The sequence below is a fragment of the Pseudomonas anatoliensis genome, assembly GCF_017976235.1.
Taxonomy (GTDB): Bacteria; Pseudomonadota; Gammaproteobacteria; order Pseudomonadales; family Pseudomonadaceae; genus Aquipseudomonas; species Aquipseudomonas anatoliensis.
This window is the reverse complement of the sequence record NZ_JACVHC010000001.1, coordinates 130,575-144,990: the sequence shown is the minus strand read 5'-3', so window position 1 is coordinate 144,990 and position 14,416 is coordinate 130,575. Positions and strand designations below refer to the sequence as shown.

The 14,416-nt window shown below is 56.6% G+C and carries 15 protein-coding genes; 8 read left to right on the top strand and 7 right to left on the bottom strand.

Annotation, left to right across the window (positions count from 1 at the left end; translation table 11 throughout):
- Positions 1 to 48 precede the first annotated feature (48 nt).
- The gene (locus ICA16_RS00675; RefSeq protein WP_210699674.1) at positions 49 to 1,776 is read right to left on the bottom strand and encodes a ShlB/FhaC/HecB family hemolysin secretion/activation protein; all 1,728 of its coding nucleotides are present in this window, start codon (positions 1,774 to 1,776) and stop codon (positions 49 to 51) included.
- A 108-nt stretch (positions 1,777 to 1,884) separates the two neighbouring features.
- Entirely contained in the window at positions 1,885 to 3,018 is a 1,134-nt protein-coding gene (locus ICA16_RS00670; RefSeq protein WP_150617606.1) for an MFS transporter, read from the bottom strand.
- A 98-nt stretch (positions 3,019 to 3,116) separates the two neighbouring features.
- Between ICA16_RS00670 and ICA16_RS00665 the strand changes: the two genes are divergently transcribed.
- On the top strand, positions 3,117 to 3,881 hold the full coding sequence (locus tag ICA16_RS00665) for an AraC family transcriptional regulator (RefSeq protein WP_210699673.1): 765 nt from the start codon (positions 3,117 to 3,119) through the stop codon (positions 3,879 to 3,881).
- A gap of 46 nt (positions 3,882 to 3,927) precedes the next feature.
- Here the strand turns inward: ICA16_RS00665 and ICA16_RS00660 are convergent, their stop codons facing one another.
- Positions 3,928 to 4,368, bottom strand: a complete 441-nt coding sequence (locus ICA16_RS00660; RefSeq protein ID WP_210699672.1) for a carboxymuconolactone decarboxylase family protein — start codon at positions 4,366 to 4,368, stop codon at positions 3,928 to 3,930.
- A gap of 178 nt (positions 4,369 to 4,546) precedes the next feature.
- Here ICA16_RS00660 and ICA16_RS00655 point away from each other — a divergent pair, with 178 nt between their 5' ends.
- Positions 4,547 to 4,834, top strand: a complete 288-nt coding sequence (locus tag ICA16_RS00655; RefSeq protein WP_150617603.1) for a hypothetical protein — start codon at positions 4,547 to 4,549, stop codon at positions 4,832 to 4,834.
- 192 nt (positions 4,835 to 5,026) lie between these two features.
- Here the strand turns inward: ICA16_RS00655 and ICA16_RS00650 are convergent, their stop codons facing one another.
- Both ICA16_RS00650 and ICA16_RS00645 read right to left on the bottom strand, forming a co-directional pair.
- The gene (locus ICA16_RS00650; RefSeq protein ID WP_210699671.1) at positions 5,027 to 6,595 is read right to left on the bottom strand and encodes a sensor domain-containing diguanylate cyclase; all 1,569 of its coding nucleotides are present in this window, start codon (positions 6,593 to 6,595) and stop codon (positions 5,027 to 5,029) included.
- A 583-nt stretch (positions 6,596 to 7,178) separates the two neighbouring features.
- Positions 7,179 to 7,844 carry a ribonuclease T2 gene (locus ICA16_RS00645; RefSeq protein ID WP_115147248.1) on the bottom strand — a complete coding sequence of 222 codons (666 nt, stop codon included), beginning with the start codon at positions 7,842 to 7,844 and terminating at the stop codon, positions 7,179 to 7,181.
- Between the two features lie 164 nt (positions 7,845 to 8,008).
- Here ICA16_RS00645 and ICA16_RS00640 point away from each other — a divergent pair, with 164 nt between their 5' ends.
- The 4 genes from ICA16_RS00640 (at position 8,009) to ICA16_RS00625 (ending at position 10,440) form a co-directional block, all read left to right on the top strand.
- Complete coding sequence (locus tag ICA16_RS00640; RefSeq protein ID WP_150617599.1) at positions 8,009 to 8,491, top strand: hypothetical protein; 483 nt, start codon at positions 8,009 to 8,011, stop codon at positions 8,489 to 8,491.
- Positions 8,492 to 8,567: 76 nt separating this feature from the next.
- Positions 8,568 to 9,353 (top strand): transporter substrate-binding domain-containing protein, encoded by a 786-nt coding sequence (locus tag ICA16_RS00635; protein WP_210699670.1) that lies wholly within the window; start codon positions 8,568 to 8,570, stop codon positions 9,351 to 9,353.
- Positions 9,354 to 9,502: 149 nt separating this feature from the next.
- Entirely contained in the window at positions 9,503 to 10,054 is a 552-nt protein-coding gene (gene pseH, locus ICA16_RS00630; protein WP_210699669.1) for a UDP-4-amino-4,6-dideoxy-N-acetyl-beta-L-altrosamine N-acetyltransferase, read from the top strand.
- Between the two features lie 17 nt (positions 10,055 to 10,071).
- Positions 10,072 to 10,440 carry a DUF7079 family protein gene (locus ICA16_RS00625; RefSeq protein WP_210699668.1) on the top strand — a complete coding sequence of 123 codons (369 nt, stop codon included), beginning with the start codon at positions 10,072 to 10,074 and terminating at the stop codon, positions 10,438 to 10,440.
- Between the two features lie 45 nt (positions 10,441 to 10,485).
- Here the strand turns inward: ICA16_RS00625 and ICA16_RS00620 are convergent, their stop codons facing one another.
- Positions 10,486 to 10,848 (bottom strand): DUF6124 family protein, encoded by a 363-nt coding sequence (locus ICA16_RS00620; RefSeq protein WP_210699667.1) that lies wholly within the window; start codon positions 10,846 to 10,848, stop codon positions 10,486 to 10,488.
- 580 nt (positions 10,849 to 11,428) lie between these two features.
- On the opposite strand from ICA16_RS00620, the gene ICA16_RS28560 reads away from it, so the two are divergent.
- Both ICA16_RS28560 and ICA16_RS00615 read left to right on the top strand, forming a co-directional pair.
- Entirely contained in the window at positions 11,429 to 11,779 is a 351-nt protein-coding gene (locus ICA16_RS28560) for a DUF7079 family protein (protein WP_228734135.1), read from the top strand.
- A gap of 1,156 nt (positions 11,780 to 12,935) precedes the next feature.
- Positions 12,936 to 13,151: a hypothetical protein gene (locus ICA16_RS00615; protein WP_210699666.1), complete on the top strand. Its 216-nt coding sequence runs from the start codon at positions 12,936 to 12,938 to the stop codon at positions 13,149 to 13,151.
- A gap of 462 nt (positions 13,152 to 13,613) precedes the next feature.
- Here ICA16_RS00615 and ICA16_RS00610 read toward each other — a convergent pair whose 3' ends face one another.
- The gene (locus ICA16_RS00610) at positions 13,614 to 14,378 is read right to left on the bottom strand and encodes a hypothetical protein (RefSeq protein WP_210699665.1); all 765 of its coding nucleotides are present in this window, start codon (positions 14,376 to 14,378) and stop codon (positions 13,614 to 13,616) included.
- Between the last annotated feature and the right edge of the window lie 38 nt (positions 14,379 to 14,416).

Below are 14,416 nucleotides of genomic sequence, written 5' to 3'. Positions count from 1 at the left end.
TCGCGCTCAGATCCGACGGCTGTTTGTTCACTGCATTATTGGTGTGAGTCATATCTGCACCCCGACCCGCATCAGCCAGGTTTCGGGCTCATGTTGCAGACCGTTTGGGGTGTTGAGGGCGCGTTGGTAATCGACGTCCACTTGCAGGTTCTTCCAACCCAGATTCAGGCCGACACTCGCGCCGCTCAGGCGTTGACCCTGGGCGCCGTGATCGGCCTTGATCCAGCCGTGGTCGAGGCCGACACGCGGGGTGATCTGCACCGGCCATTCGCTGCGCAGCGGCAGGCGTAAGGTGTTGCGCCAGATCGCACCGCTGGCACCGGAGGCACTGCTGACGCGATAACCGCGCACCGCCGAATCGTCGGTACCCAACAGTTGCTCGATGGCCGGCAGCGGATCAGGGCTGTACTGCAAATTCAGTTGGCTCTGCCATTGCCAGGCTTGCGCACCGAACTGGCCATTGCGCCATTGACTGAGGCCGGCGCGATACTTGCGAAACTGCGCCTTCGGCAGGTTGTTGATCGCCTGTCGGGAATCGTCATCGGCACCGAACCAGCGCAGACCTTGTGCATAGTTGACGTCGAGATTCCACACCGCGCGGTCGAGCCAGAACAGATTGAGCCCGGCTTCGGCCACGGTCAGGGTCGGGCTCTGGATGCCCAGACGGACGTGTTGCAGGTAGCTGTCGACGTCCTTGTGCGCCAGTTGCAGGTTGGCGCTGAGCTGGCGGCTCTGGTCGCGCCACAACACGCGGTCGGCGCGCAGGCTGACCTGGTCAGTGATGCCGGTGCTGTGAAAGGTCGTGCTCGGCAATTTGAACGGCGCGCGATATTCGGCGTGGCTGGCGAACACGCTGTAGGTCCAGTAGCCGTAGGGGATCGCGTAATACAGGCTGGCGTTGCGGCTGTAGCGGTCGCCCTGATTCAACGTGTCACTGGCGCTGAGGCTCAACAGGTCGTTGAGTTCCAGCGGGCTGTCGAGGCTCAGACTGAGGGTATCGCGGTCGCGCCCGGTGCTGGCGCTGCCGAGGTTGTCGACCCCCGCATTCAAGGCCCAGCGCGAGTGCCCGGTGGTGCGCGAACGCAGGATGATCCGTGAGGCGCCGGGCTGGCTGCCGGGGGCGATATCGGCGGTGAGGTCAACCGAACGCAAGCGGTTCAACTGATCCAGCCCCTGCTCCAGATCGCGCAGGTTCAACGGCCCGCCGAGCATGCCCGGGAAGGCACCACCGAGGGAAACCGGCAGGCTTTGATCGGCCAGTTCGATGGACTCGATGTAGCCTTCGTCGATCCGGATATCCAGCGATTGCCCCGCTGCCGGAGCACTCACCAGGTAGGGACGGCTGGCGATGTAGCCCTTTTCGACGTAAATCGCGGTGATGGTCGCCAGCAGATGATTGATCTGGCCGACGCCCATGCATGGCGCGAGCAGCGGCTTGATGCGGGCATTGAGTTTGTCGCTGTCGATCAGCGTGACGCCGCCGATGCGCGTGCCGCTTAACGGCCAGCAGCGCTCATCGGGCGTAACGGTTTGGGGAATCGCCGGGGTGACCGGCGCCGGGCCGAACGCGCCGCGCTCCAGCTGACGTTTTCTCTGCTCAAGTTGCAGCTGTTGCAAGTCGCGCTGTTGCTGTTGCTGCTGGCGCAGCACTTCCTGGCCCGGCGCGACAGCTTCGGCCGCTTCAAGCGAGGAGGCACTTACGCTCAACACTACGACCGACCACAACGGCCAACGCGTGACATGACGAGGAAAAACAGCGCGAATCGAATACGGCACGCAACTTCCTTGCGATCATTGAATGGCGTAATGCCACATCATCAATAATCGTGATAGTCGGAGCCCTCCTACACAAATGCAAGACGCTTCCTACAGCGCTTACACTTCTTAAACAATTGCTTTTGTTGCTCTTATTGTCAGCAGCAACGCCACGGCACTGCACACTATCAGGGTTTCCCCGAGGGCCTGAGACCACCCGGCGAGCATCATCCCCGCGCCAATCAGCAGGTAATAAATCAGCCCCAATAACGCTCCGGCAGTGCCGAGACGATCCGAATAATCAACCAGCGCCATGCCGAGAATATTGGGAATGGCCATGCCGAACGCCAGCACGATCAGCAACATCGGCAGCACAAACGCGCCACTGTCCTGCAGCCACCAGACGCCAACGCCACCGAGCAAACCGGTGATGGCGGCGAGCCGGATCAACTGCATCGCGGCAAACCCTGCCTGCAATAAACGCTTGTTGGCCCATGCGCCAAAACCTGAGCCCAGCGCGAGGATCACGCCGCTGTAGCCGAACCATGTTGCGTCCAGGTTCAGGCGCTGAAAAATGAACGGGCCAAGGCTGTAATAACTGAACAGCGCCACATTGAACGCAGCAATCCATAACGCCGAGCGCCAGATGCCCAAGTCGCGCAACATGCGTGCGAGGGTTTCCCACAGGTCGACATGGGGTGTTTGCTCAGGACGGGTTTCCGGCAAGGCGTAGCAACTCCAGAGCCACAGCGTCGCGGCCAGCAAAACCAGTGCAGTCAATACGCCGCGATAGCCGAATGCCTCGACCAGGCTAGCGCCGCTGAACAGACCGATTGCAGGACTTGCCGCCAACGCGATGCCCACCAGGGAAAAAACCTGCGCCAGTTCTGCCCCTTTGAAACGGTCGCGCAGCAAAGTCTGCGTGACCACCGAGCCCACCGCCGCACCAAATGCTGCCACCCCCTGCGCCAGCAATAGACCGTTGAAACTGCTGACTCGCAAGGCGATAACCATGGCGACCGCGTAGATCGCCAATCCCATAAGCATGACCGGACGCCGGCCGATGCGATCACACAATCGCCCCCACACCACCACGCCCACGGCAAAGGCCAGGAAGTAAACCGACAAGGTCTGCGCTGCCGCCTCGGGACTGACTTTAAATACCCTGCCGATATCCCCCAGCGCCGGGCTGTACAGGGTCTGCGCAATCTGCGGAAACATCAGCAACGCAATCGCCAGCGGCAACAGATTTTTGTTGTTCATTGTTTATGACTCCTCAAGTAAACCGCCGAGGAGTTTAAGAACTGCTGATTGGCGTATTATCCGAATCCTGCCAATTTATCGCGCAAATCGGACAACCCATGGCTTGGATTGACGCCCACACACTCTTTGATGCGGACTGTTACTCGGCGCCGGTGATCGGCATCGCAGCAATACTGGGTGATCACGATTCCGGCCAACATCAGCACCTGCACGGGCAACTGCTCTACACCCGACAGGGCTGCACGCGCATCACCCTCGCGCAGCAATTGTGTCTGCTGCCACCGTCGCGAGCGGCGTGGATTCCGGCGGGTGTGAGCCATCGGGCACAGATGCAGCAAAGCGTTGATTACCGCTCCATTTACCTGGTCCCTGAATTGTGCCGCGAGCTGCCGCAACAAGTTTGCGTCATCGAGGTCAGCCCTCTGCTGCGCGCCGTGCTGGAGCCCATGGCTACGGCGGATTTCGACACTGATTGGCAACAGGGCAAATTCGCCCATTTACTGGGTTTGTGCCTGAGCGAAATTGTCGAGGCGGCGCAACAACCGATGTTGTTGCCCTTGCCACGGGACAAGCGTTTGCTGCCACTGCTCGCAACCCCGGAACGATTGCCGCCGGAACTGCAGGTGCTGGAACGCCAGATCGGCGCCAGCAGCCGCACCATCGGCCGAATCTTCCAGCGCGAAACCGGCATGAGTTATCAGCAATGGCGCCAGCAATGGCGCTTGATGCGCGCCATGGAGTTGCTCGCCATCGGACGCAGCCTGAGTTATTGCAGCTTCGAATTGGGCTTCGCCAGTGACAGCGCGTTCATCGCGTTCTTCAAAGCCATGACCGGCAGCACACCCGGTCAGTGGCTCAAATAAACATTTGAAGACCGGCTCACGCCTGCACGCAAATTGTGGTGTCGCCTCAGGCCTGAGGAGTTTTACGGAAGCCTACCGCCAAGCGGTTCCAGCTGTTGATGGTATTGATCGCGACGCTAAGATCGACCATTTCCTTCGGCGAAAACTGCGCGGCAACGACGTCGTAGTCTTCGTCCGGCGCGTGCGTCAGGCTCAGTTGGGTCAGCGATTCGGTCCACAGCAGCGCGGCGCGTTCACGGTCGCTGAAGAATGGCGCTTCACGCCATGCCGTTACCGCGAACAGGCGCCGCGGAGTTTCGCCACCCTTGATTGCATCGGCGGTGTGCATGTCGATACAGAAGGCACAGCCGTTGATCTGCGAGGCGCGCAGCTTGACCAGTTCGATCAGGTTTTTTTCCAGCGGCAGCTTGGAGACGGCTGTTTCCAGGGCGAGCATCGCTTTCAGGGCGTCCGGGGAAGCAGTGTAAAAATCGATACGAGGTTGCATGGTGGTTTTCCGGGGCAAGTGAATGTGTGACTACGTTAGTCCCGGTGCAGCGCTCGGCAAATAGCCAATATTCCTGAAGATCAGTAGGCCACTCCATCGACCGCTCGTCACTCGGTCGGCACCAAGCATGGGGCGCATCAGACCAATATCAGGTAAATCCCCTTTTTGGAGACGTACCATGATGACGCGCAAACTTACCTCGTTATTGCTCGCTGGCCTGCTGGCCACGGCATCGGCTGCCAGCTTCGCCGCCAACGACGGCGCCGATGCAACAGGCACAAAATCGGGCTCCACCAGCGGCTCGACCATGCCGCCGGACAACACACCGGGCGCACCATCGGGCGGTAACGGCTCCGACGGCACCGGCACCAACGGCGGCGCCAGCGGATCGGGCTCGGGCGCCGGCGGTGGCACCGGTTCGGCGGGTGGTGGTACTGGCGGTGCGGGCGGTGGCACGGGTGGCTGAACGAACAAGAGCCATCCGTGGTGAAAATCTTCCCACGTGCTCTCTAGGCATTCACACAATCTGTACTCACTGAAAATGCCTGTGGGAGCTGGATTACCAGCGATGGCGTCACTACAGTCAGCATCTTCTCAAGCTGACAGACCGCTATCGCTGGCAAGCCAGCTCCCACAGCTTTTTGAGGTGGTCTTTGGTTCAGCGGTCGTAGCGCATCAGCTCACCTATGCCGTCATCCGTCGACAGCACCGCCGCCCGATTGCGTCCGGCATTTTTGGCCTGATACAACGCCGCATCCGCGCGCTGGATAAACACTTCAATGCTGTCATTGCCGCTGGGGATAAACGAGTAGCAGCCCAGACTGACCGTCAGATAACCGGTGGGTGAACCACTGTGGGTGATGCGCTTGTCGATCACACCGCGCCGAATCTGCCCGGCAATCGCCAATGCGCCATTGATGTCTGTGTCGGGCAATAAAACCGCGAACTCCTCGCCTCCGTACCGCACGACCAGATCGGACTTGCGCTGGCAGCAGTTCTTCAGCGCCTGGGCTACTTGCGTCAGGCAATGATCCCCCGCCACGTGCCCATAAGCGTCGTTGTAACGCTTGAAGAAATCGATATCAAGCATGATCAGGCTGACCGGACTGACCTGCCGCGCGCCACGGGCAAACTCAATCTCCAGCGATCGCTCGAACAGGCGCCGATTGGCCAGCCCGGTGAGGCTGTCGTGAGTGGCGATCTGTTCCAGCGCCCGTTGCGCCTTGCGCAGGTTTTTCTCGATCCGCTCACCGTCGCGCACTTGATGGATAAACACCCAGCCGAACAAACCGACACCCAGGATCACCAGCGCTACAATCACGCTCGACTGAAACGCGCGGTCATACCAACCCTTGAGAATCGTGTCCCGCGAAGTCGCGGCCGACACCACCAGTGGATAAGCCGACAGCTGCCGGTAGCCGTACAAACGGGTGACACCATCGACCACCGATTTGAACATCGCCGTTCCGGCAGCGGCATTGGGCAACAGCGATTGATAAATTTCGCCTTTGGCCAGTGACGTGCCAATCAGAGATTCATCGTACGGCCGGCGGGCGAGCAAAGTGCCGTCAGTCAGGCCGATAAACATGATCCCGTTATCATCGAGGCTGAAGCTTTTAAAGAACTGCTCGAAGTACGACATTTTGATCCCGGCGAGCAACACACCCTGAAAGTTGCCGGCACGATCGTTGACGCGTTTGGAGATCGGGATGATCCATTCGCCGTTCTCGCGGCTGCGAATCGCCGGGCCGATGTGCGCTACCTCCGAGACGTTCTGCTGATGAAACTTGAAATATTCGCGGTCAGCCACGCCGTTGCCACGGGGCAGATCAGGGAATGAGGTAACGACCCACTGTCCGTGGTCGTCGAACAGAAACATACCGTGCAACTGCTCCAGCTGCTGCACGCGTCGGGAGAGCGTTTTCTGCAACCGCGGTCTTAGCGCCGTACCGTAACCGTCGTCCTGAATCCAGTCGACCAGACTGGTCAGCACCAGGTCCGCCGCCAGAAACGTATCCTCTGCCTGCTGCGCCATCGCCCGGGTCAGGTTGCTCGAGGCCATTTGCGCCACCGTCAGATCCTGGCGCCGCGACTGCTCAAGTTGCAGGTACAGCAAACCAAACAGGCACAAACTCACCGCAACGATAAACAGCACCGCCGCTTTGCGCAGCGGCAGACGCTTTAGCGTGCCGGGAGCCTGATGCGGATCGTGAATGGGGATTGGCAAAAGCATGTCCTGGGCAGGTACGACAGGGGCGTTAGCCCGAAACCCTTATGAATTGTGAGCGTAGCCCACCGGGGTGCAAGGGGCAAACGCCCCGCTCCCGCCCCGTTGTATCGGCGTAATGCGCGATTGGATGACAGCTGTGGGTCGAATTATTTTTGCGGCGACTATTGCAGGTAGGGTTGGTGAAGTTTTTGCGCGGGGTGTCGAGGATGGATACTGAGAGATTCGTCTGAGTAAACCGAAACCTCCTGTGGTGAGGGGATTTATCCCCGATGGGCCGCGAAGCGACCCCCAGAAATGGGACTGCTGCGCAGTCCATCGGGGATAAATCCCCTCGCCACAGGTTCAGTGCTCAGTGCTTATTGCAGGTAGGGTTGGTGGAGTTTTTGCGCGGGATGTCGGGGATGGATATGGAGAGATTCGTCTGACCAGACCGAAACCTCCTGTGGTGAGGGGATTTATCCCCGATGGGTCGCGAAGAGGCCCCCAGAAATGGGACTGCTGCGCAGTCCATCGGGGATAAATCCCCTCGCCACAGGTTCAGTGCTCAGTGCTCAGTGCTCAGTGCTCAAACCAGATCACATCACCGCGCCGGAGGCACCCGAATATCCCCCGCCCGGCACTGAGTTTTCACACCCTTGCCACACGCGCCAAACTGCAGATCCTTGCCCATGCACACACGCACTTCCGACAACTCCGGACCACTGCAAATCACCGCGATGCCATCAGCCGGAATCCCCGGATTGGCCTTGCGAAACAAATCGGAAATTTCCTGCGCCTCGAAGTAATACGACGTGCTGAACGGCTGCAACTCCTGGGGAATTTTCACCGTGCCAACCGCTTTATCCGCCGCATCCAGATACCCCATCGCACCGAGGCCGCTGCAAGTGCCGTGCTTAGACCATTCGTGATCGAGCAGTTTTTTGGTCGGGAACAGCGTCATGCCTTTGTTGCTTTCCGCGGCCGACAGTGTGGTCAGCGGTGGACAGGATTGCGGCCAGCCGCCCTTGGCGTATTGCGGCCACAAGCCGTGTAGGACAAAGCCATAACCCTTGCCGGAACACTGCACGTCGTCCTTGTGTGTCAAACAGAAGGTCGGCGACCAGGACAGCGTCAGCAGGTAATAATCGAACACCCCCGCTACCGACTCCGCTTGCGCTTTGCTCGACTGCGATTGGCGCGCCGAACTCAGGCCGATGCTACCGGCCGTCAGCGCAATCACTGCCAAAATTGTAAACAGCTTTTTCATGTACCCGCTCCTTGGGACGCCTGCGTCCGTGGTTTTCGATCCTGACCAGACTGGTCAGCGCAGATTTCGACACGCTTGTGTTGCAAGCGCATGACGCACGGCAACGTTGTACCCCGTTGAAAGGTCTACGATTAATAAGCAGACACCACAAACAGGGAACCGAAATGAGTAAAGCAGACGAACTCGCCGCGAAGCTCAAGCAAACCCGGCACAGCCACGCGGACGACATCACCTGCGCCGAACTGGAGATCGATTGCTGGCCCGCTCAGGTGTACGACCTGTACCACCGCATCGAAACCTGGCTGCAACCGGTGACCGAAGTCGGACTGAAAATTCGGCGCAATCCTACGCACATCTGCGAAACCTCTCCGGATGGCGAATCCCACGATTACGCCATCGATCAATTGGTGATCGAAGCAAATAATCAAAGCCTGACTTTTGATCCCATCGCACGGTTTACCGAAGACGGCGCCGGACGCGTGCAAATCACCCTGCCGGACAGAAACACCTACCTGCTGCGCACCGTCGATGAACATCACGAAAGCCACTGGTGGATGCAAACCGTGGAAACCGGGCAGGAACTGGATGCCATCGCGCTGACGGAAAACAATCTGTTGTCGGTGGTTCAGGAAGGATTGGGGCTGTAGGCGCACTCTGCCGATAGGGATCAGCGCCCAGAACGTGGTTAACTTCTGGCTCCGATCCCTTTGAAGCCCGACAGCCATGATAAAAACCAAAATCTTGCTCGGTACCTTACTGGCCCTGCCCCTGACCTTCAGCGCTCAGGCAGCGGAACAACCGTCGCACCTGGACACCATCCAGCAACAAGGCCAACTGCGCGTCTGCACCACCGGCGACTACAAGCCTTACACCTTCAAACGCACCGACGGCGATTTCGAGGGCATCGACATCACCATGGCGCGCTCGCTGGCCGACAGCCTCGGGGTCAAGGTCGAGTGGGTGCAAACCACCTGGAAAACCCTGATGCCGGACATGCAGGCCGGCAAATGCGACATCGGCATGGGCGGCATCTCGGTGACGCTGGAGCGGCAGAAAAAGGCCTTTTTCAGCAACACCCTCGACGTCGACGGCAAGATCCCGCTGGTACGCTGCGCCGATCAATCCAAATACCAGACTGTCGAGCAGATCAACCAGCCCAACGTGCGCCTGGTCGAACCGGCCGGCGGCACCAACGAAGCCTTCGTCCACGCCTTCCTGCCCAAAGCGCAACTGGCCCTGCACGACAACGTGACGATCTTCCAGCAACTGCTGGACAACAAGGCCGACGTGATGATCACCGACGCCTCGGAAGCGCTGTACCAGCAGAAACTCAAACCGGGGTTGTGCGCGGTGAATCCGCAGCAGTTCATGCAGTACGGGGAAAAGGCCTACCTGCTGCCGCGCGATGACATCAGCTGGAAGCTGTACGTTGATCAGTGGCTGCACTTGAGCAAAGTAACCGGCAAATATCAGAAAGTACTGAGCGAATGGATCGCCGTGCCGCAATAAGTATCCAGACCTGATACTGCCCCTGTGGCGAGGGAATTACTCCCTCGCCACACATTCAAACTAGGCCCTCGCCGAACACCACATCATGCAACTTTCCTGATCGACAGCGCCGGTGCAGAATCGCTTATCCGCCAGACAAGGACATCCCCATGCAATTCCTCCCCCTCACCGACGCCAGTCCCGCCATACAGGCCAGCGTCCGCACCCTGCGCAACCAGGAAGATGTGTGCAAATTCATGTACACCTCCCACGAAATCACCGAACAGGAACATAACAACTGGCTGGCCTCTTTGCAGGGCAATCCACGCCAGCAAGTGTTTGTGGTGATCAAGGATGAACAGGCGGTCGGGGTTGTTTCGCTGAATGCGATTAACCAACTGCACAAGACGGCGGATTGGGCGTTTTATCTGGACGTCGGCTTGCAGGGTAAGGGGTTGGGCAGCGTGGTCGAGTTCTGGATGCTTGATTACGCGTTTGATGTGGCGGGGTTGGAGAAGCTGAATTGCGAAGTGCTGGCGATGAACTCGGCGGTGGTGAAGATGCACCAGAAGTTTGGGTTTGAGGTTGAGGGTGTAAGGCGGCAGAACGTGGTGAAGGATGGGGTTCGGATTGATGTGGTGTTGTTGGGGATTACCAAGGAAGAATGGCAAAACAAGCGCCCAGCACTCGCTCCTGTTATCGAACGTATCAGCGCCGCTTGACGCCGGGAGGTCTGCGTTTGAGACGTGAATTAAGCCCAGCCGAGTTATACAAAATCCGGGATGCATTATCCTGGATCTTCGTCGACACCGCAGTGGACTTCCCCTACATCGCCAGACAAGTCGAAGGCTACGACCCGGATCAGATCAAGGACATCCTGTACTCGGAAGTCGCCGTCGTCTGCGCCTGGAACCTGGCAGGTCCACTGCCGCCGATCTGGACAGGATTCGACGCCGATGAGTTAAACCGCGATATCGAGGCAATGCTGGCGGCGAAGAAAAACAGCTGGTTGCGGCGGCAGCTCCACAGGCTGCACACGGCTTGGTTACGCTTTAACTACGGCGACGCCTGGAAAGAGCTCTCAGCTCACCTCGAAGAACCGAACTGATCCCGTCCGCGGCAACGGTAACCCGTCGCCACAGAGGGACACGACTTACGCCTTCACCTCAACGTTATCCAACGCCTGATTCACCGCCAACTCCCCCAACATCACCACCTGCGCAATCCCCAGCGCGGTTTTGCGGTGCGAGGGATCCAGCATCGCGGCGAAGTTGTTGAGCATCTCGGAGGCGGAACTCAGCGTTTCGCTGGCATTGGCCAACAGGGATTCCGAGTCGTACTTTGGATTGGCGAAATACATGCGTTCGGGCTCGTTGGCGCTGGCCATGATCTGGCTGGCGGGTAGCAGATAATGATCGAGCGCACGCTCGGCGGCTTCGTGGAGTTTTTTGGAGCTGGGGGATTCGTAGGGGGAGGCGGGATCGGTTTCTGGCGGATTGGGTGTTGGTTTGAACATGGTGTAACTCCTGACGGATTAACGAAAAGGAGCCATCACTCTCGCTACCAAACGAAGGGTGGAGGCCATACGCAGGTTGGTAGACCGGTCGTCAGGAACCCCGGCGCATCCGAAGACGCCCCGCGCATGACCACCATAAAACGAAGACGAGAAACGCCCTCGCAAGACAGTAGTCTTGTGCTTCTGACGGAGACGGGCTACCAAACCCGATCACTGGTTTTCAGTGACGTAGGGACGATAGAACCCGCAGGCTAGAGGCACAAGCCGGCGGATTCTGTCTTAGGTGTAGGGTGTGGCGCAAGGTGGTGTAGGGCTCGGGTTGTGCCAGCGTGATTCATTTAAACAAGCGAAAGCATTGCTGTTTAAATTGACGAAAAATGACGAGCGCTTTGTCGCGCGTCACTGACCAACGCAAGTCTGATACAGTCGGCAGCGGTTAATTCGATGACAGGGAGTCAAACATGGCAAAGCCAGCCGCGCGTATCACATTGAAACCCCGGCCCCTCATGTACGACGAGAAGTCAAAGTCGCTGACGGCCTTTTCGCGATGAAAACGAACAACGCTAATTTGAATCGCACAATGACTGCAAAAGATCGATATGACATCTACTGGGCATTGTCCGATGCCTTCGTCGACAATGAGGTGGACTACGAATCTATCGCCCGACAGACCGAAGATTACGACCCGCTAGAAATAAAACGGATGCTCTACGAGGAAGTCGCACCTGTCTGCCACACGAATCTTGAGACCGTGATTCCAACCATCTGGTCTGCATTTAACCGAGAGCAATTAAATTCTGACATCGCGCAAATGTTGGAAGCCCGAGCGAGTAGTCGCTTTCGACGTCAGAGAGACAAACTGTTAATCCGTTGGCTTGAGTTCCGATACAAATACATTTGGAGAGAGATCTCCGCTCACTATCGAAAGTGAATTCTTTTAGGAACGATCTGGTACAGACCACGATACTCAGCCGACCAGCGTCGGCGTGTCATCACCAAGCATGGCCACATCGATCAAAGTGCGTGAGGCTCTGCCTACCCCATTCCTGATAAACTTCCGCCACTCCGTCTCTCTGATCCAGATTCCCAATGACTCTACAACCCGCCCCACTCTCCCGACGCTTCTCAGTTGCCCCGATGATGGATTGGGTGTAGCAACCCACCTGCTCCCCGCGCTGATTGGCTAAAACATCACAGCAGCGTTGCGTTGTAGCAATTTCTAAGCATCAATATGCGGGTCCCATGAAGCCGCCCGGATGAGGCACCGCACCTGGTTTACTTCCCTGACGTCCTGTCACTGCGTATGTTCCTCGGTCAGAAGTCGCCGGATGCATTTCCATTCACGAGATCAATTCTATTTCTACGATAATGTAGCCATGAGCTTTAATGAAGTTACCAAGCGCGGATAGCTAGGCACAGATGGCTTCCTTATAAACTCTCGCAACTGGGAGGCTTTGTGGACGAGATAATCAAATTTTCGCTACCCGTAGTTTTGGCTATCCTCGCGTGGTGGCTCAAGCTTGCACGGGAGCACAGCACCGTTGGCCGAGCCATTTATTCCGAAATCAGAGCGCTGCAGGAGATAGCTACGCATCGTCACTTCTTGCAAGATTTTAGAACTCGCGCTGAGTTCTATCGCACCAATCCATCGAAGCCGGCCGCTCCCTATAAGATATCGGTGGCTGATCATTACTGTAGAGTTTATGCCGGCAACATCCAAAATATCGGATGCCTAGACGCGGAACAAGCAGCCCTCATCGTTAGGTTCTACCAGCTTGCGGACAGTGTTGTGAGAGACGTCTCGGAGGGTGGGCAACTGTATGAAGGCACTAATGATCCGAATGCGTACGAGGAGAACGCTTCGCTTTTAGAGCGAGCCATGCAGGTTGCAGATGATCTCAAAATCTTGCGAGAGAGACAGCGGGACGAGCCCTGCTATCGACGTTTTTTGAGATCAATTAAGTGAATCCTTTAAGCAATAGCGGTGACGCAGCGTCTGGTTATCCAGCCGAAAAAGTACGCCTCTGGCTGGACTGACCACCGTCCGCTGAGCGGTATTTCCGGATCAATTTTCAAGGAAGATTTCTATGCCCGATAACTCCCGATCAAACATCATCACTGCCGATGCTCTAACGTTGCTGCTGCATAACCAGCATGCCCTTGGTGCGGCGATCGAAGAGATTACCCACTGGATCTCAGGAACTGGCGCAGACGCTGTAGCCGATAACGCCGTTGTGGCCCTGGAAACACTGGACAAAAACGCGAAAGCGATTACAGATGCAATCATGCAATTACGGCAGTGATAGCGCCGGCATGGCTGGCAGCAAACGTGCGAGTTTGACCCGGTGTGGAGCTTTTTATGTTTTTACGGAGATCCCACCAGGGCCTGGCCTACCAATACCTGATCTCGCTCTCCTTTCGATCAATTGCTGCTACTGACTATTTGGATAGGGATTCGAACCCCTTCTCGCATTCTAGTAGACCGCCCTAGGCCGAAGAAATTGGGGCTTTCGCCTACCATCGCTGGCATCGAGCGGCCCAAAGCGGACTCCCATGTGCCCTAATTTTGCCCTAAACGTTTCACTCTAGATTCTTAAAGCCTCATGGCGACAGCTGGACCCCCATGCCTCCTAAAAATCCGAGTATTCCGTGCAATGTCCATCCTCGATGTCTCTGCTTCTACTGCACTCCGCCTCTCGCGCATGTCTCCAAAGCGACCTGAGTACCTGATCACGAATGTCTACGGCCTCCAAGACACAGAAATATTAAGAATCTAAGCTTAGTAGCTTTTCCGAAATTAGATTCAAATAACTTTTCAGATAGAAGCAGAGCTGAAGAGGATATTCCATACTCACCTTAACTTTATCAGAATATAAATACATTTCTATCAACACATAATTACACTTGCTCTGCCCCTCTCTTTCTTCAGGCGTTACGAAAATTTGGCCTTCAACTATCCTACGTAACTCACTTTCATCTTTTGCCAGCTGCAAATCACCGCCAGCGTGAGTCAAGCAATTCCTTATTTTTTGAGCGGCCTTTATCTGCTCGTAGTATTTAATCGAATCAGGTGATATGCCTAATGATCTAAAGTAGCGAAAGAGCTTTTCTGATCCGCTACCTTTAGTCGTGCTCAACCCCCCGTATACCTTGTCGACAATCACTGCCAAGGACAATAAGTACGACTCGAATATCGAAAGAACGCTAAAAAGCCCACCAGACCCGATCATAAAAGGGTAAGTGTAGTTCCACCGCTTATTATGTATACACGCACGATGCTCTATGAGCTCTCTAACTGATGCTAACGAAGTATCAGAAGCTTGGATTTTACGTTCTTCAAGCTTTTTCTCATGCCATATTAGACTTGCACTTTTCCATACATAGTCAGATATATCGTGCCACTCCCTGTGCATTTCCTGAATCAGAAGTTCAAGATCATAGATTAATCTATCTTTAGGCGCGAGGGAGGCACGAGCCATGACACCTTTGACTAAATCATCCAGGAAATCATCTTTTGAATCCGAAGCCATATCCCCACCGCATCACTACTATTCGATTAGTATTCACA